At 74.2% G+C, this 20080-nt stretch carries 17 protein-coding genes; 10 read left to right on the forward strand and 7 right to left on the reverse strand.

Translation table 11 applies throughout. The features are described 5' to 3' along the window. Positions 1-471 precede the first annotated feature (471 nt). Positions 472-1446, forward strand: coding sequence for a hypothetical protein (locus GA0070611_RS31160; RefSeq protein ID WP_157740373.1), 975 nt, complete (start codon positions 472-474; stop codon positions 1444-1446). Between the two features lie 135 nt (positions 1447-1581). Here GA0070611_RS31160 and GA0070611_RS23070 read toward each other — a convergent pair whose 3' ends face one another. Genes GA0070611_RS23070 through GA0070611_RS23080 form a run of 3 tightly spaced genes read right to left on the reverse strand, consistent with a single transcriptional unit; the run spans position 1582 to position 6350 of the window. Beyond that, positions 1582-2802 carry a hypothetical protein gene (locus tag GA0070611_RS23070; protein WP_091667911.1) on the reverse strand — a complete coding sequence of 407 codons (1221 nt, stop codon included), beginning with the start codon at positions 2800-2802 and terminating at the stop codon, positions 1582-1584. A gap of 39 nt (positions 2803-2841) precedes the next feature. Further along, positions 2842-4500 carry a GTPase gene (locus tag GA0070611_RS23075; protein WP_091673321.1) on the reverse strand — a complete coding sequence of 553 codons (1659 nt, stop codon included), beginning with the start codon at positions 4498-4500 and terminating at the stop codon, positions 2842-2844. A 17-nt stretch (positions 4501-4517) separates the two neighbouring features. Then, the gene (locus GA0070611_RS23080; protein WP_091667916.1) at positions 4518-6350 is read right to left on the reverse strand and encodes a GTPase domain-containing protein; all 1833 of its coding nucleotides are present in this window, start codon (positions 6348-6350) and stop codon (positions 4518-4520) included. A gap of 209 nt (positions 6351-6559) precedes the next feature. Here GA0070611_RS23080 and dnaK point away from each other — a divergent pair, with 209 nt between their 5' ends. From dnaK to GA0070611_RS23105, 5 genes are all read left to right on the forward strand, one after another. Further along, entirely contained in the window at positions 6560-8413 is a 1854-nt protein-coding gene (gene dnaK / locus GA0070611_RS23085) for a molecular chaperone DnaK (protein ID WP_091667921.1), read from the forward strand. A gap of 45 nt (positions 8414-8458) precedes the next feature. Continuing rightward, positions 8459-9217, forward strand: a complete 759-nt coding sequence (gene grpE, locus GA0070611_RS23090) for a nucleotide exchange factor GrpE (protein ID WP_091667926.1) — start codon at positions 8459-8461, stop codon at positions 9215-9217. A 79-nt stretch (positions 9218-9296) separates the two neighbouring features. Next, positions 9297-10484 carry a molecular chaperone DnaJ gene (dnaJ, locus tag GA0070611_RS23095; protein WP_091667930.1) on the forward strand — a complete coding sequence of 396 codons (1188 nt, stop codon included), beginning with the start codon at positions 9297-9299 and terminating at the stop codon, positions 10482-10484. Between the two features lie 32 nt (positions 10485-10516). After that, positions 10517-10957, forward strand: a complete 441-nt coding sequence (locus GA0070611_RS23100) for a heat shock protein transcriptional repressor HspR (RefSeq protein WP_091667933.1) — start codon at positions 10517-10519, stop codon at positions 10955-10957. 202 nt (positions 10958-11159) lie between these two features. Next, positions 11160-11366 (forward strand): hypothetical protein, encoded by a 207-nt coding sequence (locus GA0070611_RS23105; RefSeq protein ID WP_091667936.1) that lies wholly within the window; start codon positions 11160-11162, stop codon positions 11364-11366. A 191-nt stretch (positions 11367-11557) separates the two neighbouring features. Here GA0070611_RS23105 and GA0070611_RS23110 read toward each other — a convergent pair whose 3' ends face one another. From GA0070611_RS23110 to GA0070611_RS23120, 3 genes are all read right to left on the reverse strand, one after another. Beyond that, positions 11558-11986: a hypothetical protein gene (locus GA0070611_RS23110; protein WP_091667941.1), complete on the reverse strand. Its 429-nt coding sequence runs from the start codon at positions 11984-11986 to the stop codon at positions 11558-11560. Positions 11987-12157: 171 nt separating this feature from the next. Beyond that, positions 12158-13366, reverse strand: a complete 1209-nt coding sequence (locus tag GA0070611_RS23115) for a cation:proton antiporter (RefSeq protein ID WP_091667945.1) — start codon at positions 13364-13366, stop codon at positions 12158-12160. Between the two features lie 5 nt (positions 13367-13371). Beyond that, positions 13372-13872 carry a cation:proton antiporter regulatory subunit gene (locus tag GA0070611_RS23120; protein ID WP_091667949.1) on the reverse strand — a complete coding sequence of 167 codons (501 nt, stop codon included), beginning with the start codon at positions 13870-13872 and terminating at the stop codon, positions 13372-13374. Positions 13873-13903: 31 nt separating this feature from the next. Between GA0070611_RS23120 and GA0070611_RS23125 the strand changes: the two genes are divergently transcribed. After that, complete coding sequence (locus tag GA0070611_RS23125; RefSeq protein WP_091667954.1) at positions 13904-15004, forward strand: beta propeller repeat protein; 1101 nt, start codon at positions 13904-13906, stop codon at positions 15002-15004. A gap of 60 nt (positions 15005-15064) precedes the next feature. Here the strand turns inward: GA0070611_RS23125 and GA0070611_RS23130 are convergent, their stop codons facing one another. Continuing rightward, positions 15065-16201: an epoxide hydrolase family protein gene (locus GA0070611_RS23130; RefSeq protein WP_091667957.1), complete on the reverse strand. Its 1137-nt coding sequence runs from the start codon at positions 16199-16201 to the stop codon at positions 15065-15067. 82 nt (positions 16202-16283) lie between these two features. Between GA0070611_RS23130 and GA0070611_RS23135 the strand changes: the two genes are divergently transcribed. From GA0070611_RS23135 to GA0070611_RS23145, 3 genes are all read left to right on the forward strand, one after another. Then, positions 16284-16925, forward strand: a complete 642-nt coding sequence (locus tag GA0070611_RS23135) for a TetR/AcrR family transcriptional regulator (protein ID WP_091667960.1) — start codon at positions 16284-16286, stop codon at positions 16923-16925. Between the two features lie 84 nt (positions 16926-17009). Further along, entirely contained in the window at positions 17010-19598 is a 2589-nt protein-coding gene (gene clpB, locus GA0070611_RS23140; protein ID WP_091667963.1) for an ATP-dependent chaperone ClpB, read from the forward strand. A gap of 75 nt (positions 19599-19673) precedes the next feature. Beyond that, entirely contained in the window at positions 19674-20051 is a 378-nt protein-coding gene (locus GA0070611_RS23145; RefSeq protein ID WP_091667967.1) for a hypothetical protein, read from the forward strand. Positions 20052-20080: the final 29 nt, after the last annotated feature.

Consider the following 20080-nt stretch of genomic DNA (forward strand, 5'->3'; position numbering starts at 1 on the left):
TGCGCCGGCGCCGGGGGGTGACCCGAGCCGCGCACATCGTGCGCCCGTCCGGCTGGTGCCGGGACGGTCCCTGGCGGCCGCGCCTAGCCCCGGTGAGGGTTGCCGCGCGGCGTGAGCCGGATTCGTGGGGGGAACCCGGCCCGGGAGCGCCGGCGCCGTTCCGCACCAGCCGCGGGGTGCGCGGAGGTAGCGGCTGCGTTGCCGTCGTGCCTGAATGATTGCAGAGGAGGTGAGCGGGCCCACAGTATGGCCTCCCTCGCCTGTGACGTTCGATCGGGTTCGCGACGGATGAACGTTTTGTCGTCTCGGAACCGCCACCTGCGACGGACAAATTGTGTGTCGACACGCTGTGGCGCCTGGTGAACTGACCGTCACTGGTCCAAGCTGACTGGTGTCCCACCTGGGTGTTTCACGGCGTATGTCCGTTTCCTGGGACCGCGCCCTGTCGCCGACGTACGGAGGAGTGAGCCGGTGTCCGAGCCAGCAGAGGGTCCCGGTACACCGTTCCTCGGCCGCCACCGCGCGGCACCCCGGGCCGGCTACCGCCGGGTGGTCGGCGCGCACCGCGCACCCGGAGCGGGCGCTCCGCACCGCGGCTACCTCTTCACCGTCGCCCTGCTCGCCGGCACCGCCTCGATGCCGATCCTGGCCGCGATCAGCACCGGATCGGCGACCGTCGGCAACAGTGCCCTGCCGGACAGCAGCACCCCGTTCATCCCCACCCCGTCGGTGGGACCAGTGGTGATCCCGGTGCCCGAGGGGACCCAGCCGCCGGTCCCGCCCACCCGGACGCCGGCCGCCGGCCCCGCCGCCACCGGCCTGCCCACCGGCGGGCCGCCGGTGCTCGCCGCACCCGCCCTGCCCGACGACAGCGACCTCGGCTCGGCGCACCGCCCCCGGCCACCGGCACCACCGCCGACCCCCGTCCCCGGACCCGTCCGAACCCCGCCGACCGGCACCGCGCCGGCGCCGACACCGGTCCCCGCACCCTCGCCGTCGGCCTCGGACCCGCCGACCCAGGGGCCGACCCCGTCCGCCACGGCCGAGCCGAGCAGCACCTTCTCCGAGCCACCCGGCCCGGACCCGTCGGCCACCGCGAGCCCGTCCGAGACCGGCAGCGCGGAGCCGACCACCAGCGGCTCTCCCGACGCGCCGTCGCCGTCCGGATCGCCCGCACCCACCCTCAGCGCCACCGCCGTACCCACGCCGGACGCGACCGCCGGGCCCACGCCGGACGCGACCGCCGAGCACCGGGCGCGCCGGAAGGTCACCCACCCGTCGGGTACGCCGCACCGGCGCGTCGACCGCCCCGAGCGCGGCCCGCGGCCGGTCGTGCGTCCCACTCCCGCCCCGGTCCCGCGCGCCCGTCCGGCGACCGTGACCGAGGCGGTGCCCAGCCCGTCGCCACAGCCGCCGGCCGAGCCCGTCACCACCCCGCTCGACTGAGCGGTCCGGCCGGGCCGGGCTCGCCTGTGGCAGTCGGTGCGGCCGCGCTGGTCCACCCGCGCTGGTCCACCCGCGCCGGCCCACCCGCGCCGGTCCGAGGTCGGCCTGCGTCAGCCGGTCCGGCCGCCGCCGGGGTCAGGCCGGGTCGTCGGTGAGCCGGTGCCGGTTCGCCTCGATCCAGGCGTCGAGGGCGGCCGGGTCGTCCGGGTCCACGCCGTCCGCCATCAACTGGGCGACCGCGGCCGTGGCCGGGCTGCGCCGCTCCCCGGTGCTGTAGAGCCGGGCGAACTCCGGGACCATCTCCTCGATCGCCTCGTCGGTGCGGCGGGCCGCCGCCTCGGGCAGGCCCCGCCGGCGGGACGCGTACGCCACCCAGCCGCGCAGCACCCGGGGCAGCATCGCCGCGTCGTCCATGTCCAGCACGGCCCGACGGTGCACCCAGTCCAGCAGGAACAGCTCGACCACCGTCGGGCTCCACCGCATCGGGTCGGCGTCCGGGAAGCTCGCCGCGTGGTCGAGCAGCAGCCCGAGGCAGAAGTGCAGCGAGGGCAGCTCCGCGTCGGTCGCCGTGTCGAGGCCGAACCGGCCGGCCTCCGGGGCGCCCAGGAAGCCGCGTACCAGCCGGGTCCGCTCCGCGTCGTCGGCCGGGGACACCTCCCGCACGGCCGCGCCGGGTTGCCGGGGCAGCACGGCCAGCCGCGCCCCGACCAACGCCCGGTCGGTGGCCAGCGAACCCTGGCCGGGCAGCTCGCCGAGCTGGTCGGTGATCGCCAGGTGCTGGCTCACCTCGGCGCGCATCCGGGCGGGATCCTCGGTCCGGAACCAGGTGAACTCGTCCTCGGTGCAGATCTCCCGGGCCTGCTCGACGATCCGGGCGGCCGGGCCGCCGACGAAGACGTCCTTCGTCACGCCGATGTTGTGGTCCACCAGCGCCACCAGCGCGTGCTCCGGGCCACCGGCCTCGTCGTCGTACGCGAAGGTGGCCAGGTAGGAGGTCTGGTCGCCGTACACGTCCCCGTACGCCCAGGTGCCGGTGAGGTGTACCCGGCCGAGCTGGGCGGCCCAGGCCGGGGCGTACGCCCCGGGGCGCACCCGGGCGGCGCCCTCGGCGTCGGGGACCAGGGCGGCGAAGACGGCGCGGATGGTGGTCGCGGCGGCGCTGCGGCGGCGCGACGTGGTGGCGAGGAAGCCCGTCACGAACTGGCGGACGGCGGTCTCCCGGTCGGATTCGGCGACGGCGTAGACGCTGCCCAGCAGGGCGGCGCCGAGCATCTCCGCGTCGAGGGCGGAGTCGAGCCTCGTCACGTCGCGGGCGGCGTGCAGCACCGCCTCGTAGGGGGTCTGTGGCGTGGCCATGCCACCGACCCTACGCCGCCGCTCCGGCGGGAGCACCGGTCAGCGCCGGGCGGCCTCGCGCAGCGTGTCCCGCGCCTCGGCGTACCGGGCCAGCACGGCCCAGACCGGGTCCAGCACGTACCGCTCGCCGACGCTGCCCACCGAGGTCAGCAGGCGCTCCTCCGCCCGCCGCCGGGCCCGCCGGGCGGCCCACCCGATCACCGGGCGGGTCACCGCCGAGAGCAGCAGACCGGCCAGCAGGCCGCCGAGCAGCAGCACGGTCGGCCAGGGCACCTCGCCCAGCCGGGGGTAGTCGAGCGCGGGCAGGCCGAGCGCGCGCAGCGCGTACCCGAGCACCAGCCAGGCCAGTCCCGCGACGGCGGCCACGGTGACCAGCCACTGGAGGCCACCCACCACCCGCCACCAGGCCGGCCGGCCCGCCATGCCGAGGTCGGTGGCGGCGACCGCGTGGTCCAGCGCGTCCGGCAGGTCGGCCTGCCGGGAGCGGGCCGCCGTGGTCACCGTGGTCGGCCAGGGCGCCGGCAGGTCGGCGGCGGAGCGGTCGGCCACCGCGCGGATGGCCAGCTGGAGCGCGGAGCGCTGGGCGGCGGTCGCCTCGGGTACGGAGGTCGCCGCGACCAGGCTCTCGTCGGCGGCGTCGGGCGACCCACCGGGCAGGTGCAGCCGGCGCAGCGGATCCGGCCGCAGCTTCCGCCAGCCCCGGACCAGCGGCCAGCCGGTCACGCCACCGGCCCGGTGCCGGTACGCCCCCTCGACCGCCTCGGCCACCACCGGCACCCCGGCGGCCCCGGCCAGCGCGGCGGTCAGTTCCCGCGCCGAGGCGTCACCGGGCCCGGTGCGCGGTGGCTCGGGGCCGACCAGCGGCGCGAGCCCGTCGACCACGGCGTCGACGTCGCCGGCCAGCCGGCGCAGCGCGGCCTGCCGTTCGGCGACCGTACGTTCCAGCTCGGCGCGCAGACCGTCCAGCCCGGCCGGGTCCACCGCGACGGTGGGGAGCAGCGGCACCCCCTCCAGCCCGTCGGCGTCGAGCAGCCGGCGCAGGTCACCGAGGACCCGGGGCAGCTCGGCCGGGGCCAGCCGGTCGGACTGGTTGAGCACCACCACCGTGACGTCCTTGTGCCGGTGGAACTCGCGCAGGTAACTGGTGTGGATCACGCGGTCGGCGTACTTCTGCGGGTCGACCACCCAGACCACCAGGTCGACCAGGCCGAGCAGCCGGTCCACCTCCAGCCGGTGGGCGCGCTGCACCGAGTCGAAGTCGGGCAGGTCGAGCAGGACCAGGCCGTGCAGGTCCGACTCGTCGTCGCCGTCGAGGGCGCTCTCCCGGACGAACCGGTGCCGGGGCAGCACGCCGATCCAGTCGAGCAGCCGGGACGCGCCGTCCAGCGCCCCCCAGACGCAGGCGTGCGCCACGCCGGTGGTGGGCCGGCGCACCCCGACCGGCGAGAGGTCCAGCCGGGCGAGGGCGTTGAAGAGGCTCGACTTGCCGCTGCCGGTCGCGCCGGCCAGGGCCACCACCGTGTGGTGCCCGGAGAGCGCGAGCCGGGTGCCGGCCCGTTCCACCACGGTGTGCGCGGGCACCAGCTGGGTGTCCGGCAGCAGCCCGTCGGTGGCGGCGAGGAAGCGCTGGACCGCCTGGAGCCGGGCGATCAGGGCGTCCGGATCCACCCGCGGCTCGCCCCGCAACGCCTCGCGCATCCGTCCCACGATGTTGCTCACCGGCCCCCACCCTCGTCGGTGCGGGGCAGCGCCGGGCCGTCCCCGGCGAGCCCGCTGCGGTGCCGGGCCTTCTCCACCTCGATGGCGGCCCGGCGCAGCGCCGTGCCGGTGCCGGCGGCCGGCCGGGCGGCCTCGGTCCGGGCGAGGAAGCGGGTGGCCTCCTCCGACAGCAGGGCGTTCACCCGGTCGAGCAGGTCCACGCGGGCCTTGCTCGCCAGGTTGCGGACCGCCTGGTCGCCGAAGATCGCCTGGAGCACCGTCTGCGCGGCGACCGTGGTGCCGGCGCCGGTGGCCACCTCCAGGCCGGTCGGGATGAAGGCGGTGGAGGCGAAGACCGCGATCATGACGGCCAGGCCGGTCGCGTTGACCGCGTACGCGGCGGTGCGGGCCACGAAGCGCCGGTCGCCGCCCTCCTCGCGGACCAGGTCCAGCACGCCGCGCTGCCAGTCGCGGACCAGCCGCTCGGCCCGGTCGGCGAAGTCGTCGCCGGGGTGGGCGAGGCCCGGTTCGAGCAGCGCCGCACCGGCCGGGTGCGCCTTCCACCCGGTGTACGCGTTCTCGGCCGCCTCCGCGGCGACCCCGCGCAGCAGCGTGACCAGCTGCGACTCGATGGCGGTACGCAGCTCCACGGCGGGGGCGGGACGGCCGGTGACCGCGGCGACGACCCGGTCCCGCAGCCGGCCGATGCGGGCCTCCAGGGTGCGGAAGAACTCGCCGGTGCCGACGAACTCCTGCCACCGGGCCAGCACCTCGCCCCGGAGCAGCCGGCCGTCCTTGAGCCCCTGGTCGACGGTCCGCTCGGCCCCCCGGTACGCGGCCCGGACCCGCTCGTCGAGCGCGTCGGCGGCGGTCACCTGCTCGTCGGCGGCGTCGGCCAGCGCGTCCACGGTGGGGTGCAGGGCGGCCAGCGCCCCGTCGAGGGTCTGCCGGACCACGGCCGAGCGGGCCTCGGCGTCCGCCGCCAGCCGGGCGAACCAGCCGCTGAGCGGGGCGGTGACCCGGTCCGGGAGCAGGCCCTGCCCGTCCACCCAGGTCTCCGGCAGGACGAACAGCGGCGCGGCGCCCAGCTCCTGCTCGGCGAGCATCTCGGAGAGGTGGGCCGCGATCTCGTCGGCGGCCTCCGCCGGCACCCGGTCGAGCACCATGGCGATCGCGGTGCCCCGGGCCCGGGCGCTGCGCAGCAGCTCCCAGGGAACGGCGTCGGCGTACCGGGCGGCGGTGGTGACGAAGAGCCAGAGGTCGGCCGCGGCCAGCAGCTGCCCGGCCAGGGCCCGGTTGGCGTCGACCACCGAGTCGATGTCGGGCGCGTCGAGGAAGGCCAGCCCGGCCGGCAGCGCGGGCGCGGTGACCAGGTGCAGGGTGCCCGGCTGGTCGCTCGGCTCGTTGGTCCGGGTCAGGCCGGGCAGCAGCTCGCCCTGGCGGAACCAGGCCGAGTCGGCCGGGTTGCAGACCAGGACCGGGGAGCGGGTGGTGGGGCGCAGCACCCCGGCGGCGCTGACCCGGGCCTGGACCAGGCTGTTGACCAGCGTCGACTTGCCCGCGCCGGTGGAGCCGCCGACGACCACCAGCAGCGGGGCGTCGAGCCGGGCGAGCCGGGGCAGCAGGTAGTCGTCGAGCTGGTCGGTGAGGCCGGTGGCGGTACGCCGGGCCGGCTCGGCCGAGGGCAGGGCCAGCGGGAAGCGTGCCGCCCCGATCGCGGCCCGGAGGCCGGTGAGCGCGGCGGGCAGACCCTCGGCCGTGGTGGTCGGGTCGTCCCCGTCGGCCGGGCCGGTGCGGGCTGCGACGGCGGGCGCGCCGGAACGGGTGGCGGAATCGCCATGCGTCGTCACCGCTAAAGCGTGCCCGACCGACGCAAGGTAAGACAACCGGACAGTAATAACGGTCGGGTTGCGTCGGGTCGGCTCAACCCCGACTTGCGGTTTGCCGCAGGCGTGGCACTATTGAGTCAAGTTCACTCAACTTGTGGTGCGGTCGCTGTGCGCGGCCCGCCGGGCAGGCCCTCCGACCTGCTCACCTTCTGCGAAGCGAGGAAGCGAACATGGCACGTGCGGTCGGCATCGACCTCGGCACGACGAACTCCTGCGTCAGCGTTCTCGAGGGCGGTGAGCCCACCGTCATCGCCAACGCCGAGGGCTCGCGGACGACTCCTTCGATCGTCGCGTTCGCCCGCAACGGCGAGGTTCTCGTGGGTGAGGTCGCCAAGCGCCAGGCGGTGACCAACCCCGACCGGACCATCCGCTCGGTCAAGCGGGAGATCGGCACCAACTGGACCGTCGACATCGACGGCAAGAAGTACACCCCGCAGGAGATCTCGGCCCGCACGCTGATGAAGCTCAAGCGGGACGCCGAGGCGTACCTGGGCGAGCAGATCACCGACGCGGTGATCACCGTCCCGGCCTACTTCAACGACGGCCAGCGCCAGGCCACCAAGGAGGCCGGCGAGATCGCCGGCTTCAACGTGCTGCGGATCGTCAACGAGCCGACCGCGGCGGCCCTGGCGTACGGCCTCGACAAGGGCTCCAAGGAGCAGACCGTCCTGGTCTTCGACCTGGGCGGCGGCACCTTCGACGTCTCGCTGCTGGAGCTGGCCGAGGGTGTCGTGGAGGTCAAGTCCACCAGCGGTGACAACCAGCTCGGTGGCGACGACTGGGACCAGCGGATCATCGACCACCTGGTCAAGACCTTCCGGGGCGAGCACGGCATCGACCTGGCCCAGGACAAGATGGCCATGCAGCGGCTCAAGGAGGCGGCCGAGAAGGCCAAGATCGAGCTCTCCGCCGCCACCACCACCAACATCAACCTGCCGTACATCACCGCCGGTGCGGCCGGTCCGCTGCACCTCGACGTGACGCTCAGCCGCGCCGAGTTCCAGCGGATGACGCAGGACCTGCTGGACCGCTGCAAGGGCCCGTTCGAGCAGGCCGTGAAGGACGCCGGGATCAAGGTCGCCGACGTCGACCACGTCATCCTGGTCGGCGGCTCCACCCGGATGCCGGCCGTGACCGACCTGGTCAAGCAGCTCACCGGCCGCGACCCGAACAAGGGCGTCAACCCGGACGAGGTCGTCGCCGTCGGCGCCGCCCTGCAGGCCGGTGTGCTCAAGGGCGAGGTCAAGGACGTCCTGCTGCTCGACGTCACCCCGCTCAGCCTCGGCATCGAGACCAAGGGCGGCATCTTCACCAAGCTCATCGAGCGCAACACCACCATCCCGACCAAGCGCTCCGAGGTCTTCACCACGGCCGACGACAACCAGCCGTCGGTGCTGATCCAGGTGTTCCAGGGCGAGCGGGAGATCGCGGCCTACAACAAGAAGCTCGGCACCTTCGAGCTGACCGGCCTCCCGCCGGCGCCGCGCGGCGTGCCGCAGATCGAGGTCACCTTCGACATCGACGCCAACGGCATCGTCAACGTGCACGCCAAGGACCTGGGCACCGGCAAGGAACAGAAGATGACGATCACCGGCGGCTCCTCGCTGCCGAAGGACGACATCGAGCGGATGCGCCGGGACGCCGAGGAGCACGCCGACGAGGACAAGCGCCGCCGCGACGAGGCGGAGACCCGCAACGTCGCCGAGGCGCTCCAGTGGCAGACCGAGAAGTTCCTCGCCGAGAGCGGCGACAAGCTGCCCGCCGAGAACCGGGACCAGCTCAACGAGGCCCTGGGCGAGCTGCGCAGCGCCCTCGGCGGCCAGGACATCGAGAAGATCAAGGCCGCGCACGAGAAGCTGGCCCAGGTCTCCCAGCAGGCCGGCTCGCTGCTCTACTCGTCCCAGCAGGGCGAGCAGGCCGAGCCGGGTGCGGCCGGCCCCGGTGCGGGTCCGACCGGTGGCCCGCAGGCCGGCGGCGCCGACGACGTGGTCGACGCGGAGATCGTGGACGAGGACAAGAAGTGACCTTCGGTCCGTTCACGTTCTCGACGGCAGGGATGAGGTGACCGCATGACCGAGAAGCCACGAGCCGCCGACCCGGCCGGCACCGGGTCGACGCCGGGTGGCTCGGCGACCGCCGGGCAGGCCGCCGGCGACGAGCCGCGGGTCGTCATCCGCGACAAGCGCAAGATCGGCAAGAGCACCGAGCAGTCGGCGTCCGACGCCGCGGCGGCGGACGCCGCGGCCGACGCGCCGGCCGAGGGTCTGGTCGAGGACGCCGAGGTCGTGGTCGACGAGATCGAGGTCGCCGACGACGCGGTGAGCGGCCCGCCGGTGGTCGACGCCCCGGCCGAGCCGGCCGAGGAGGCCGCGCCCGCGAAGGCGTCGACCGGCGGCGCCGAACTGGCGGCGCTCCGGTCCGACCTGGACGAGCGCACCCGGGACCTGCAGCGGGTCTCGGCGGAGTACGCCAACTACCGCAAGCGGGTCGACCGGGACCGCAACCTGGTCCAGGAGCAGGCCACCGGCAGCGTGCTGACCGCGCTGCTGCCGATCCTCGACGACCTGGACCGGGCCCGCGAGCACGGCGACCTGGTGGGCCCGTTCGGCAGCGTGGCCGAGCAGCTCACCACCGCGCTCGGCAAGTTCGGCCTGACCGCCTTCGGCGAGCAGGGTGACCCGTTCGACCCGACCCGGCACGAGGCGGTGGCCCACCAGACCTCCGCCGACGTGACCGAACCGACCTGCGTGCAGGTCATGCGCCGGGGTTACCAGCTCGGCGAACGGCTGCTGCGGCCCGCCCTGGTCGCGGTCGCCGACCCGGAGTAGTGCCGACCCGTGACGTCCCGTCCGCCCGCACCGGGCGGGCGGGACGCTCGGGACACGTCCCGTGGAAGGGGGTGGACCGGTGAGTTCCAAGGACTGGATCGAGAAGGACTACTACGCCGCGCTGGGTGTGGAGAAGTCCGCCTCCTCGGACGACATCAAGAAGGCGTACCGGAAACTGGCCCGGGAGTCGCACCCGGACCACAACCCCGGTGACACCACGGCCGAGGAGCGGTTCAAGACCGTCTCCGAGGCGTACGCGGTGCTCGGTGACGAGAAGAAGCGCCGCGAGTACGACGAGATGCGCTCGCTCTTCGGCTCGGGCGCGTTCCGCCGCAGCGCCCGGGGCGGCGGCCAGCCGGGCGGCATGCCGTTCGACGTCTCCGACCTGTTCGGCGGCGCGACCGGCGGCGACACCCGGTTCGGCGGCGGCGGTGGCGGGCTGGGCGACCTGTTCGGTTCCCTCTTCACCGGCGGCACGGGCGGCGGTCCGACCCGGGCCCGTGGCCCGGCGAAGGGCCGCGACGTCGAGGCCGAGGTGGCGCTCGACTTCACCGACGCGGTGCACGGGGTGACCCTCCCGCTGACGCTGCGCGCCCCCGGGGTCTGCGACACCTGCCACGGCAACGGGGCCAAGCCCGGCACCCAACCGGTGGCCTGCCCGGTCTGCCACGGGGCCGGCGTGACGACCCGCAACCAGGGGTCGTTCAGCTTCTCCGAGCCGTGCCGCAACTGCCAGGGCGTCGGCACGGTCGTCGAGGAGAAGTGTCCGGAGTGCCACGGCACCGGCGGGGTCACCAAGACCCGCACGCTGACCGTCCGGTTCCCCGCCGGGGTGGCCGACGGGCAGCGGATCCGGCTGGCCGGCCGGGGCGAACCGGGCGAGCGGGGCGGCCCGGCGGGTGACCTGTTCGTCCAGGTGAAGGTCCGCCCGGACGAGCTGTTCGGGCGCACCGGGGACGACCTGACCCTGACCGTGCCGATCACGTACCCGGAGGCGGTGCTCGGCACCGACCTGCGGGTGCCGACCCTGGACGGCACGGTGACCCTGCGGGTGCCACCGGGTACCCCGAGCGGTCGGGTGCTGCGCGCCCGGGGCAAGGGGGTCGTCCGCCGCGACGGTCGGGCCGGTGACCTGCTGGTCACCCTCGACGTGGTGGTGCCGGCGAAACTGTCGGACGAGGCGCGGGCGGCGCTGGAGGCGTTCGCGGAGCAGACCCCGCCGGCCGCGCGGGAACATCTCGACGCGCGGGTGCGTCGGTTCAGTTGACCCGGTGGGGAAGGCAGCGGAGGTGAGCGGGCATGTCGCAGGAGTACGTCGGCTCGGGTGACCCGGCCTACGAAGCCAAGGTGCTGATGATCTCGGTCGCGGCCCGGATGGCGGGCATGCACCCGCAGACGCTGCGCCAGTACGACCGGTTGGGCCTGGTCCAGGCCGGCCGGGCGGCCGGCGGTGGGCGCCGGTACAGCGTCCGGGACGTGGTGCTGCTCCGCGAGGTGCAGCGGCTCAGCCAGGACGACGGCATCAACCTGGCCGGGGTCAAGCGGATCATCGGGCTGGAACGGCTGCTGGAGGAGGCCCAGCAGCGGGTGGCCCGGCTGGAGGCGGAGCTGGACGCCGCGTACCGGCGGATCGCCGAGCTGGAGTCGCTGGGTGGCTTCGCGCGTGGCGACCTCGTCCCCACCAACCGCACCTCGACCGCGCTGGTCGTCTGGCGTCCCCGCCGCACCGGCGACCGCTGACCCCACCGCCAACCGACGCCGGCCGGCGCGCGCCCCTCCCCGGGCCGCGCCGGCCGTCCGCGTCTCCGCCCCGACCACCGGGTACGCCCCGGCCGGCCGGTGGGCGGTCTGCGGAAAAGCAGGGTGTGACGAGGTGGGGTGCACTACGCTCTGAACCAGTGCGAACCAACTCAATCCGGACGCCGAACTGGCAGGGGGAGCCATGGCGGAATCGGCCAAGAAGGTGGCGCAACAAGCGGAGGACCGGCTGGAGAAGGTGGCCGAGAACGTCCGCGAGCGATTCGACCGGGTGACCGAGGGTCGCTTCACCGAAAAGATCAAAGACGGGCGCTTCGCCGACCAGGTGGACCACGGCATCGACCGGGCCAGAGCCGACGAACGACGCAGGAAGCAGGGCGGGTCGACCTGACGATCCACCGACGTGCGGGCCGGGACCCACGGGGGGTCCCGGCCCGTTCGCCACCCACCCCCGCCCCGCCCGCCGCCCCCCTCCCGCCATGCCGCTAATTCACGGAAAGAGTGGCTTCCGAGCGCCTGACAGCCACTCTTTCCGTGAATTAGCGGGGCGGGGAGGAGGGGGGACGCGGGAGCGGGATGGGGTCAGAGGCGGCGGTTCTCGCGGACCAGGCCGCCCTCGCACCAGTCCCGGTAGACGAAGAGGTCCGGTCGGGCGAGCAGCACCCGGCTGTTGTGCGCCCAGTTGCGCATCAGGTCGTCGCCGGCCCGCTCGGCCTGCTCGACCAGCTTGCGGAAGCGGCGCTTGGGGTGGGCCCGGAAGTTCGTCCGGATGCCGTCGGCCGCGTAGATGTAGAGGCAGTGCAGGGCGAACCGGCGGGCCGGGCAGGCCGGATCCATCGCCAGGTCGAAGAGCGTCTGCACCAGGTGGTCACCGGCGACCAGCAGGTCCCAGTCCTGCGGCATCGAGGTGAGCGGCACGGAGTCCGGCTGGTACGCCCACGCCCGCAACTCGCCCGGCGAGGGGTCGACGGGGTTGGCGAAGCCGTGGAACGTCTCTTCCTGCACGCTCACCGGCCAACCTTCCGCTACCGCTGGGCGGGGGCACCGGCCACCCGCGGACCCTGGCTGCTGGGGCGACACGGTAACGCGGTTGCGCAGGTCAGCGGTAGACCTTCCCGGAATCAATTCGGCAACCGTTGGCCGGGCCGGGTCCCCCGTACGGCGGATCCGGCCCGGCGACGGTCAGTCCCGAGCCCTCACCGGCACGGGTGGCCGGGTGGCGATGCGCCGACGCAGCCAGCGCTTGAACCAGGGCATGTCGGGCAGTCGGGCCAGCATCGGCCCGGTGATCACGGTGATCAGCACGTACGCGGTGGCGAGCGCCGCCAGCTTCGGCTCCACCGGGTACGCGGCGGCCACGGCGAGCCCCGCGATGACGATGGAGAACTCGCCGCGCGGGGTGAGCGCGAAGCCGGCCCGCCAGCGGCCCGGTTCGGCGATCCCGGCCCGGCGGGCGGCCAACCAGCCGGTCAGCAGCTTGGTGCCCATGGTGACGATCGCCAGCGCCAGCGCCGGCAGCAGCACCGGCGGCATGTCCAGCGGGTCGGTCACCAGGCCGAAGAAGACGAAGAAGACCGCGGCGAAGAGATCCCGCAGCGGGGAGAGCAGTTCGGTGGCGTGGTGCGCCACCGGCCCGGACAGGGCGATGCCGACCAGGAACGCGCCGACCGCGGCGGAGACCTGGAGCTTCGCCGCGACGCCGGCGACCAGCAGGGTCAGCCCGAGCACGCCGAGCAGCAGCGCCTCCGGGTCCTTGGCGGAGAGCGCGGCGGAGATCCACTTGCCGTACCGGATGGCCACCGCCAGCACGGCGACCACCGTGAGCACCGCGACGGCGAGCGCGATGCCGCCCTTGACCAGGCCGACGCCGGCCAGCAGCGCGGTGACCAGGGGCAGGTAGAGGGCCATCGCCAGGTCCTCGATCACCAGCACGGAGAGGATCACCGGGGTCTCCCGGTTACCGACCCGGCCGAGGTCGCCGAGCACCTTGGCGATCACGCCGGACGAGGAGACCCAGGTGACGCCGGCGAGCACCACCGCGGCCACCCAGCCCCAGCCGAGCAGCAGCGCGAAGGCGAAGCCGGGCAGCGCGTTGAGCACGGCGTCGATGAGACCGGCCGGGGCGGCCGAGCGGAGGTTGCCCACCAGCTCGTTCGCGCTGTACTCCAGGCCGAGCATGACCAGCAGCAGGATCACGCCGATCTCCGCGCCGACGGCGAAGAACTCCTCGCTGGCGTTGAGCGGCAGCAGGCCGCCGTGCCCGAAGGCGAGCCCGGCGAGCAGGTAGAGGGGGATGGGAGAGACGCCGAACCGACGGCTGAGCCGGCCCAGCAGGCCGAGCAGCAGCAGGAGGGCGCCGACCTCGACGAGCAGGGTCGTGGTTTCGTGCATACGCGTCAGCCGTCCGGGTCGGTCTCGGCGAGGATCCCGGTCACTCCGTCGAGCCCCTGCCGGGTGCCGACCACGACCACCACGTCACCGGCGTCGAACCGGAAGGTGGGGTCGGGCGAGACGATCACCTCGCCCTGACGGAGCACGGCCACGATCGACGCGCTGGTGCGGGTACGGGCCTTGGTGGCGCCGAGCGGGCGGCCCACGTACCGGCTGCCGGCCGGGATCGCGATCTGCTCGGTGAGCAGCCCGGCGGCCTGCTCGCGCAGCCCGGAGAGCTGACCCAGCATCAGCGACGCGCCGAGGATGTCGGCCAGCGCCTCCGCCTCGTCGTCGGTCAGCGGTATGTCGTGCTGGCAGGAGTCGGGATCGTCCGGGTCGTAGAGGACCAGATCGCGGCGGCCATTGCGGTGGGAGACCACGCCGAGCCGGCGACCGGATTCCGTCATCAGATCGTGACGCACGCCGATCCCGGGTAGGGCAGTCTGTTCGACACGTACTCGCACCCGGGTGAGGCTACCCTGCGCTGGAGGCGTCGTGGCCGGACGAACGATCGCCAAGTCGATCTTCTTGCTGCTCCTGCCCGCCCTGACCGCCTGCTCGATCGGCGACGTGCGCCGGCCGCCGCCGGACCGGGCGTCCGCGTCGCCCCGCCCGGTCACCGCCCCGCCGGCGCCGCGCCCGGTCGCCGACGTCGACGAGGTACGCCACGTCGGGGTTGCCGTCCCGCAGCGGTACGGCCCACCGACCGTCGAGTTCGTCGACGCCGACGAGGCGTACGCCCTCTTCGGGGTCTGTGACGACGGGTCGGCGGCGCCGGCCTGCCCGGCCCTGCTCTTCGCCACCCGGGACGGTGGCCGGTCCTGGCGGCCGCTGCGGCACCCGCACCCGACCGGGGTCAACCACCAGCTCTACGCGGCGCGCGGGCGGCTCGTCGTCGGCTCCGACGATTCCGCCTGGTACGCCTCCTCGGACGGTGGGGCCAGCTTCGTCCGGCAACCGGGCACCGTTCCGCCGCCGGGGCTGACCGGTCCGCCGGGCCGGTTCCAGGCGACCGACGACGGGCGGGTGAACCGGTGGGACGGGCGACGGCTGGTCCCGCTGCGGGCGCAGCCCGGACTGCCGCAGCTCCAGGACGTCGCCGAGGCCGGTGACCTGCTGGTGGCCGCCGGCGCGGACGGCGCCGGGCACCCGTACGCGGCGATCTCCACCGACCAGGGGCGGAACTGGCAGCGGACGGTCGTGCCGGCGCCGGACGGGGCGGTGGGCGTGCTCCGGCCGGTGGGCGCGCCGGACGGCGAGGCGTGGCTGGTCGGCCAGCGGTCCGACCGGATGGGCTTCCCGGCGCTGTGGCGCTGGCTGGGTCGCTGGCAGCCGGTGGCCGCGGACCACCACCCGGACCGGGTCCTCTCGGCGGTGCCGGTGGGCGCCGGGCGGGTGGCGGTGACCGGCCCGGACGGCGTGGGGGTGGTGGCCGACGGCCGGTACGAGCGGGTGGCCTGGCCGCTCGGCCCCGAGCACTACCTGACGCTGGCCGCCGACGGCACCCTGGTGGCCCGCGCCCCGGACGAGATCATGCTCAACGTCGGCCCGGTCGGGGACCGACGCTGGATCAGGCTGGTCCTGGCCCGGGCCTGACCGCTGACCGACCGGCCCGGCGGTCGGTCGGGCGCTGACCGTACCGCCGGACCCCGGCGGTCAGCGGAGCGCGGCGAAGAACTGCCGGACGTCGTCCACCAGCACCTCGGTCGCCTGGTGGGCGGCGTAGTGCCCGCCCACGTCGCCGCGCCCCTCGACGTCGGTCCGGTACGCCGTCCAGCGCACGATGTTGCCGTGGTCCCGCTCGGCGAAGCGGCGGATCGACTGGAAGTCGCCGGGGAACATGGCCAACGCGGTCGGTGCCGTGGTCGGCCCGGTGGGCTGGTCGGTGGCGTGCGCGTCCTCCCAGTAGAACCGCATCGCCGAGGCGGCCGTGCCGGTGAACCAGTAGATCGCCACGTGGGCCAGGACGAAGTCCGGATCGAGGCTCTCGTCGAAGAGCTGTCCGTTCCAGGCGAGCAGGCCGACCGGCGAGTCGGCCAGCGCGAACGCGAGGGTCTGCGGCTGCTGGCTGTGCACCTGGTTGAAGGAGAACTTGTTCTCGTAGAACCACTGGAGGTGGGCGAGCGCGGCCTGGTCGGCGTCGGAGAGCCCGGCGAACTCGGCCGGGTCGCCGGACGGGAACGAGAAGAGCTGGGTGACGTGTACGCCCAGCACGTGTTCCGGGTCGAGCCGGCCCAGTTCGGGCGCGACCATCGAACCGGCGTCGTTGCCGACCGCGCCGTACCGGTCGTATCCGAGGCGGGCCATCAGGGTGGCCCAGGCGCGGGCGGTGCGGTGGCGGTTCCAGCCGGCGCTGCGGGTCGGGCCGGAGAAGCCGAAGCCGGGCAGCGACGGGATCACGAGGTGGAACGCCGGCGCGTCGGGATCGGTCGGCGCGGTGAGCGGGGCGATCACGTCCAGGTACTCGACCACCGAGCCGGGCCAGCCGTGGGTGAGCACCAGCGGGGTGGCGTCGGGCCGGGACGACCGGACGTGCAGGAAGTGGATGTCCTCGCCGTCGATCGTGGTGACGAACTGCGGGTGGGCGTTGAGTCGTGCCTCGACCGCCCGCCAGTCGAACTTCTCCGCCCAGTACGTCACCAGTGCCCGGACCCGGTCGGTCGACGCGCCGTAGGCGGCCCCGACGCCGGGCAGCTCGCCGGGCCAGCTGGTGCGGCGCAGCCGGTCGGCGAGGTCGTCCAGGGCGGCCTGCGGGATCTCGACGCGGTACGGGCGGATGGCGGTGTCCGACATGACTGCTCCTCCAGAACGGAATGCTTCGTTCCGTTTGAACATAGCAGAGCGGAACGATCCGTTCCAGTGCTAGTCTCGGCCCATGCCCAACTCGCCCGACGCCCCGCCGCTCGCCGGCCGGCGAGCCCAGGCCGCCCGCAACGACGCGGTGATCCTGGCGGCCGCCCGCACCGTGTTCCTCGACGACCCGAAGGCCCCGGTGGCGGCGGTGGCCGAGCGGGCCGGCGTCGGCATCAGCGCCCTCTACCGGCGGTACGCCAGCAAGGAGGACCTGCTGCGCACGCTCTGCCACGACGGGCTGCGCCGGTTCGTCGCGGCGGCCGAGGAGGTGTCCGACGAGCCGGACGGCTGGGCCGCGTTCGGTGCCTTCCTGGAGCGCGTGGTCGACGCCGACGTGCACTCCCTCACCGTGCGGCTCGCCGGCACCTTCACCCCGACCGACGACCTGGTCCACCTCGCGGTACGCGCGAACGACCTCGTCAGTGGGCTGGTCGAGCGGGCGCAGCGGGCCGGGCGGCTGCGGTCCGACGTGGTGCCGCAGGACGTCGGCCTGCTGCTGGAGGGGTGCGCCGCGATCCGCGTACCCGATCCGGAACGGACCCGCCAGCTGCGCCGCCGGCACCTCGCGTTGCTGCTGGCCGGGCTGGCCGGGTCCGCGCCGCCGCTGCCCGGCCCGCCGCCCGCCGCCGGTGAGTTCGACTGGCGTTGGAAGCGCGGGCAGTGAGCCAGATCACACCGCGGAGTTGAGCGGAATAGGCTCAACTCTGGTGGTGTCCTTTCTAGTGGACACGCCGATCCGGGGGAGCCCATGAACACGGAACGCCTCACCACCAAGAGCCGCGAGACCATCACCGGTGCCGTCGCGCTGGCGAACCAGCGCGGTCACGCCACCGTGGAGCCCTGGCACCTGCTGCTGTCGCTGCTGGACACCGAGGGGTCGACCGCCGCCGGCCTGCTGCGCGCGGCCGGGGCCGACCCCGCCGAACTGCGCCGGGTCGCCCAGCGCGCGGTCGACGCCCTGCCCGCCGCGCGCGGCTCCAGCATCGCCGAGCCGACCCTGGCCCGGGAGTTCGTCAACGCCATCGGGGCCGCCGAGCAGATCGCCCGGCCGCTGGGCGACGAGTACACCTCGACCGAGCACCTGCTCGCCGGGCTGGCCCGGGTCGGCGGCGCGGTCTCCGTCGCGCTGCGCAACGCCGGAGCCACCGAGGAGAACCTGGTCGCCGCCTTCCCGACCGTGCGGGGCGGGGACCGCCGGGTCACCACCGCCGACCCGGAGCAGACCTACCAGGCGCTCGCCAAGTACGGCGTGGACCTGACCGCGAGCGCCCGGGACGGCAAGATCGACCCGGTCATCGGCCGGGACTCGGAGATCCGCCGGGTGATCCAGGTGCTGTCCCGGCGTACCAAGAACAACCCGGTGCTGATCGGCGAGCCCGGCGTCGGCAAGACCGCCATCGTCGAGGGCCTGGCCCAGCGGATCGTGGCCGGCGACGTGCCGGAGTCGCTACGGGACAAGAAGCTGGTCTCGCTCGACCTCGGCGCGATGGTGGCCGGCGCGCAGTACCGGGGCCAGTTCGAGGAGCGGCTGAAGTCCGTGCTGGAGGAGATCAAGAACTCCAACGGTCAGGTCATCACCTTCCTCGACGAGCTGCACACCGTCGTCGGCGCCGGCAAGGGCGAGGGCTCGATGGACGCCGGCAACATGCTCAAGCCGATGCTGGCCCGCGGCGAGCTGCGGATGGTCGGCGCGACCACGCTGGACGAGTACCGCGAGCACATCGAGAAGGACCCGGCGCTGGAGCGCCGCTTCCAGCCGGTGCTGGTCGGCGAGCCGACCATCGAGGACACCATCGGCATCCTGCGCGGCCTCAAGGAGCGCTACGAGGTGCACCACGGCGTCCGGATCACCGACGCCGCGCTGGTCGCCGCCGCCGCCCTCTCCGACCGCTACATCACCGACCGGTTCCTGCCGGACAAGGCGATCGACCTGGTCGACGAGTCCGCGTCCCGGCTCCGGATGGAGATCGACTCCCGCCCGGTCGAGGTGGACGAGATCGAGCGGGCGGTCCGCCGCCTGGAGATCGAGGAGATGGCCCTGGCCAAGGAGCCGGACGCCGCCTCCGCCGAGCGCCTCGACCGGCTGCGCAAGGAGCTGGCCGACAAGCGCGAGCAGCTCACCGCCCTCTCCGAGCGCTGGCAGCTGGAGAAGAGCCACATCACCAAGCTCTCCACCGCCAAGGAGGAACTGGAGCGGCTCGGCGGCGAGGCCGAGCGGGCCGAGCGCGACGGCGAGCTGGAACGCGCCGCCGAGCTGCGCTACGGCCGGATCCCGGCGCTCAAGGCCGAGCTGACCCGGGCCGAGGAGGAGCTGGCCCGGCTCCAGGCCGACGGCGCGATGCTCAAGGAGGAGGTCGGTGCGGACGACATCGCCGCCGTGGTCGCCTCCTGGACCGGCATCCCCGCCGGCCGGCTGCTGGAGGGCGAGACCGCCAAGCTGCTCCGGATGGAGGAGTCGCTGCGGGCCCGGGTGGTCGGCCAGGCCGAGGCGGTCGCCGCGGTCTCCGACGCGGTCCGCCGGGCCCGGGCCGGCATCGCCGACCCGGACCGCCCCACCGGCAGCTTCCTCTTCCTCGGCCCCACCGGCGTCGGCAAGACCGAGCTGGCCAAGGCGCTCGCCGAGTTCCTCTTCGACGACGAGCGGGCGATGGTCCGCATCGACATGAGCGAGTACGGCGAGAAGCACTCGGTGGCCCGCCTGGTCGGTGCCCCGCCCGGCTACGTCGGCTACGAGGAGGGCGGCCAGCTCACCGAGGCGGTGCGCCGCCGGCCGTACTCGGTGATCCTGCTGGACGAGGTGGAGAAGGCCCACCCGGACGTCTTCGACGTGCTGCTCCAGGTGCTCGACGACGGCCGGCTCACCGACGGCCAGGGGCGCACGGTCGACTTCCGGAACGCGATCCTGATCCTCACCTCCAACCTCGGGTCGGCGGTGATCGGCGACCTGACGCTCGCCGAGGAGCAGCGCCGGGAGGGCGTCCTCGCGGTGGTCCGGTCGCACTTCAAGCCGGAGTTCCTCAACCGGCTCGACGACATCGTGGTGTTCGCCGCGCTCCAGGGCGACGACCTGCGGGCCATCGTGGACATCCAGCTCGACCGGATGCGCCGGCGGCTCGCCGACCGCCGGCTGGCGCTGGACGTCTCCGACAACGCCCGGGTCTGGCTCGCCGAGCACGGGTACGACCCGATCTACGGCGCCCGTCCGCTGCGCCGGCTGGTCCAGACGGCGATCGGCGACCAGCTCGCCAAGGCGTTGCTGGCCGGTCAGGTCCGCGACGGCGACACGGTCCGGGTCGACCTGGCCGACAGCAAGGACTCGCTGGTGGTCACCGCCTGATGAAGTCGGAGAAGGGGTCCCGCCGGATGGCGGGGCCCCTTTTCAACACCCGCTCCGGCGGGCAGTAGGAGGGGCATGTTGGGGATGGGGAAGAAGGACCGGGAACTGGACGCCGCCATCAAGGAGCTCGCCAGGGCCGACACGCTGGCCTTCGGCGGGGTGGGGATCGCCTCGCAGATACTGCCGGCGACCGACGCGTACCGGCACGTCGAGCGGGCGCTGGCCGAGCATCCGGAGCAGGCGCGCAAGAAGGTCGACTGGCTGCTCGAGCACGGGTCGCCGGCCGGGAGGGCGTACGCGGCCTCGCTGCTGGACGGCGTCGACCGGGCGGCCGGGCGGGCCGCGTGGGAGCGGCTCCGCGACCACGACGACGAATTCACCACCTTCAGTGGCTGCGTGATGGGACGCGCGACGCTGCGGGAGTACGCCGGGGAGCGCCTCACCGGGGCGTGACAGGGCAGCGGGGAACGGCGGGGAGTCGT

Source organism: Micromonospora auratinigra (genome assembly GCF_900089595.1).
GTDB classification, from domain to species: domain Bacteria; phylum Actinomycetota; class Actinomycetes; order Mycobacteriales; family Micromonosporaceae; genus Micromonospora; species Micromonospora auratinigra.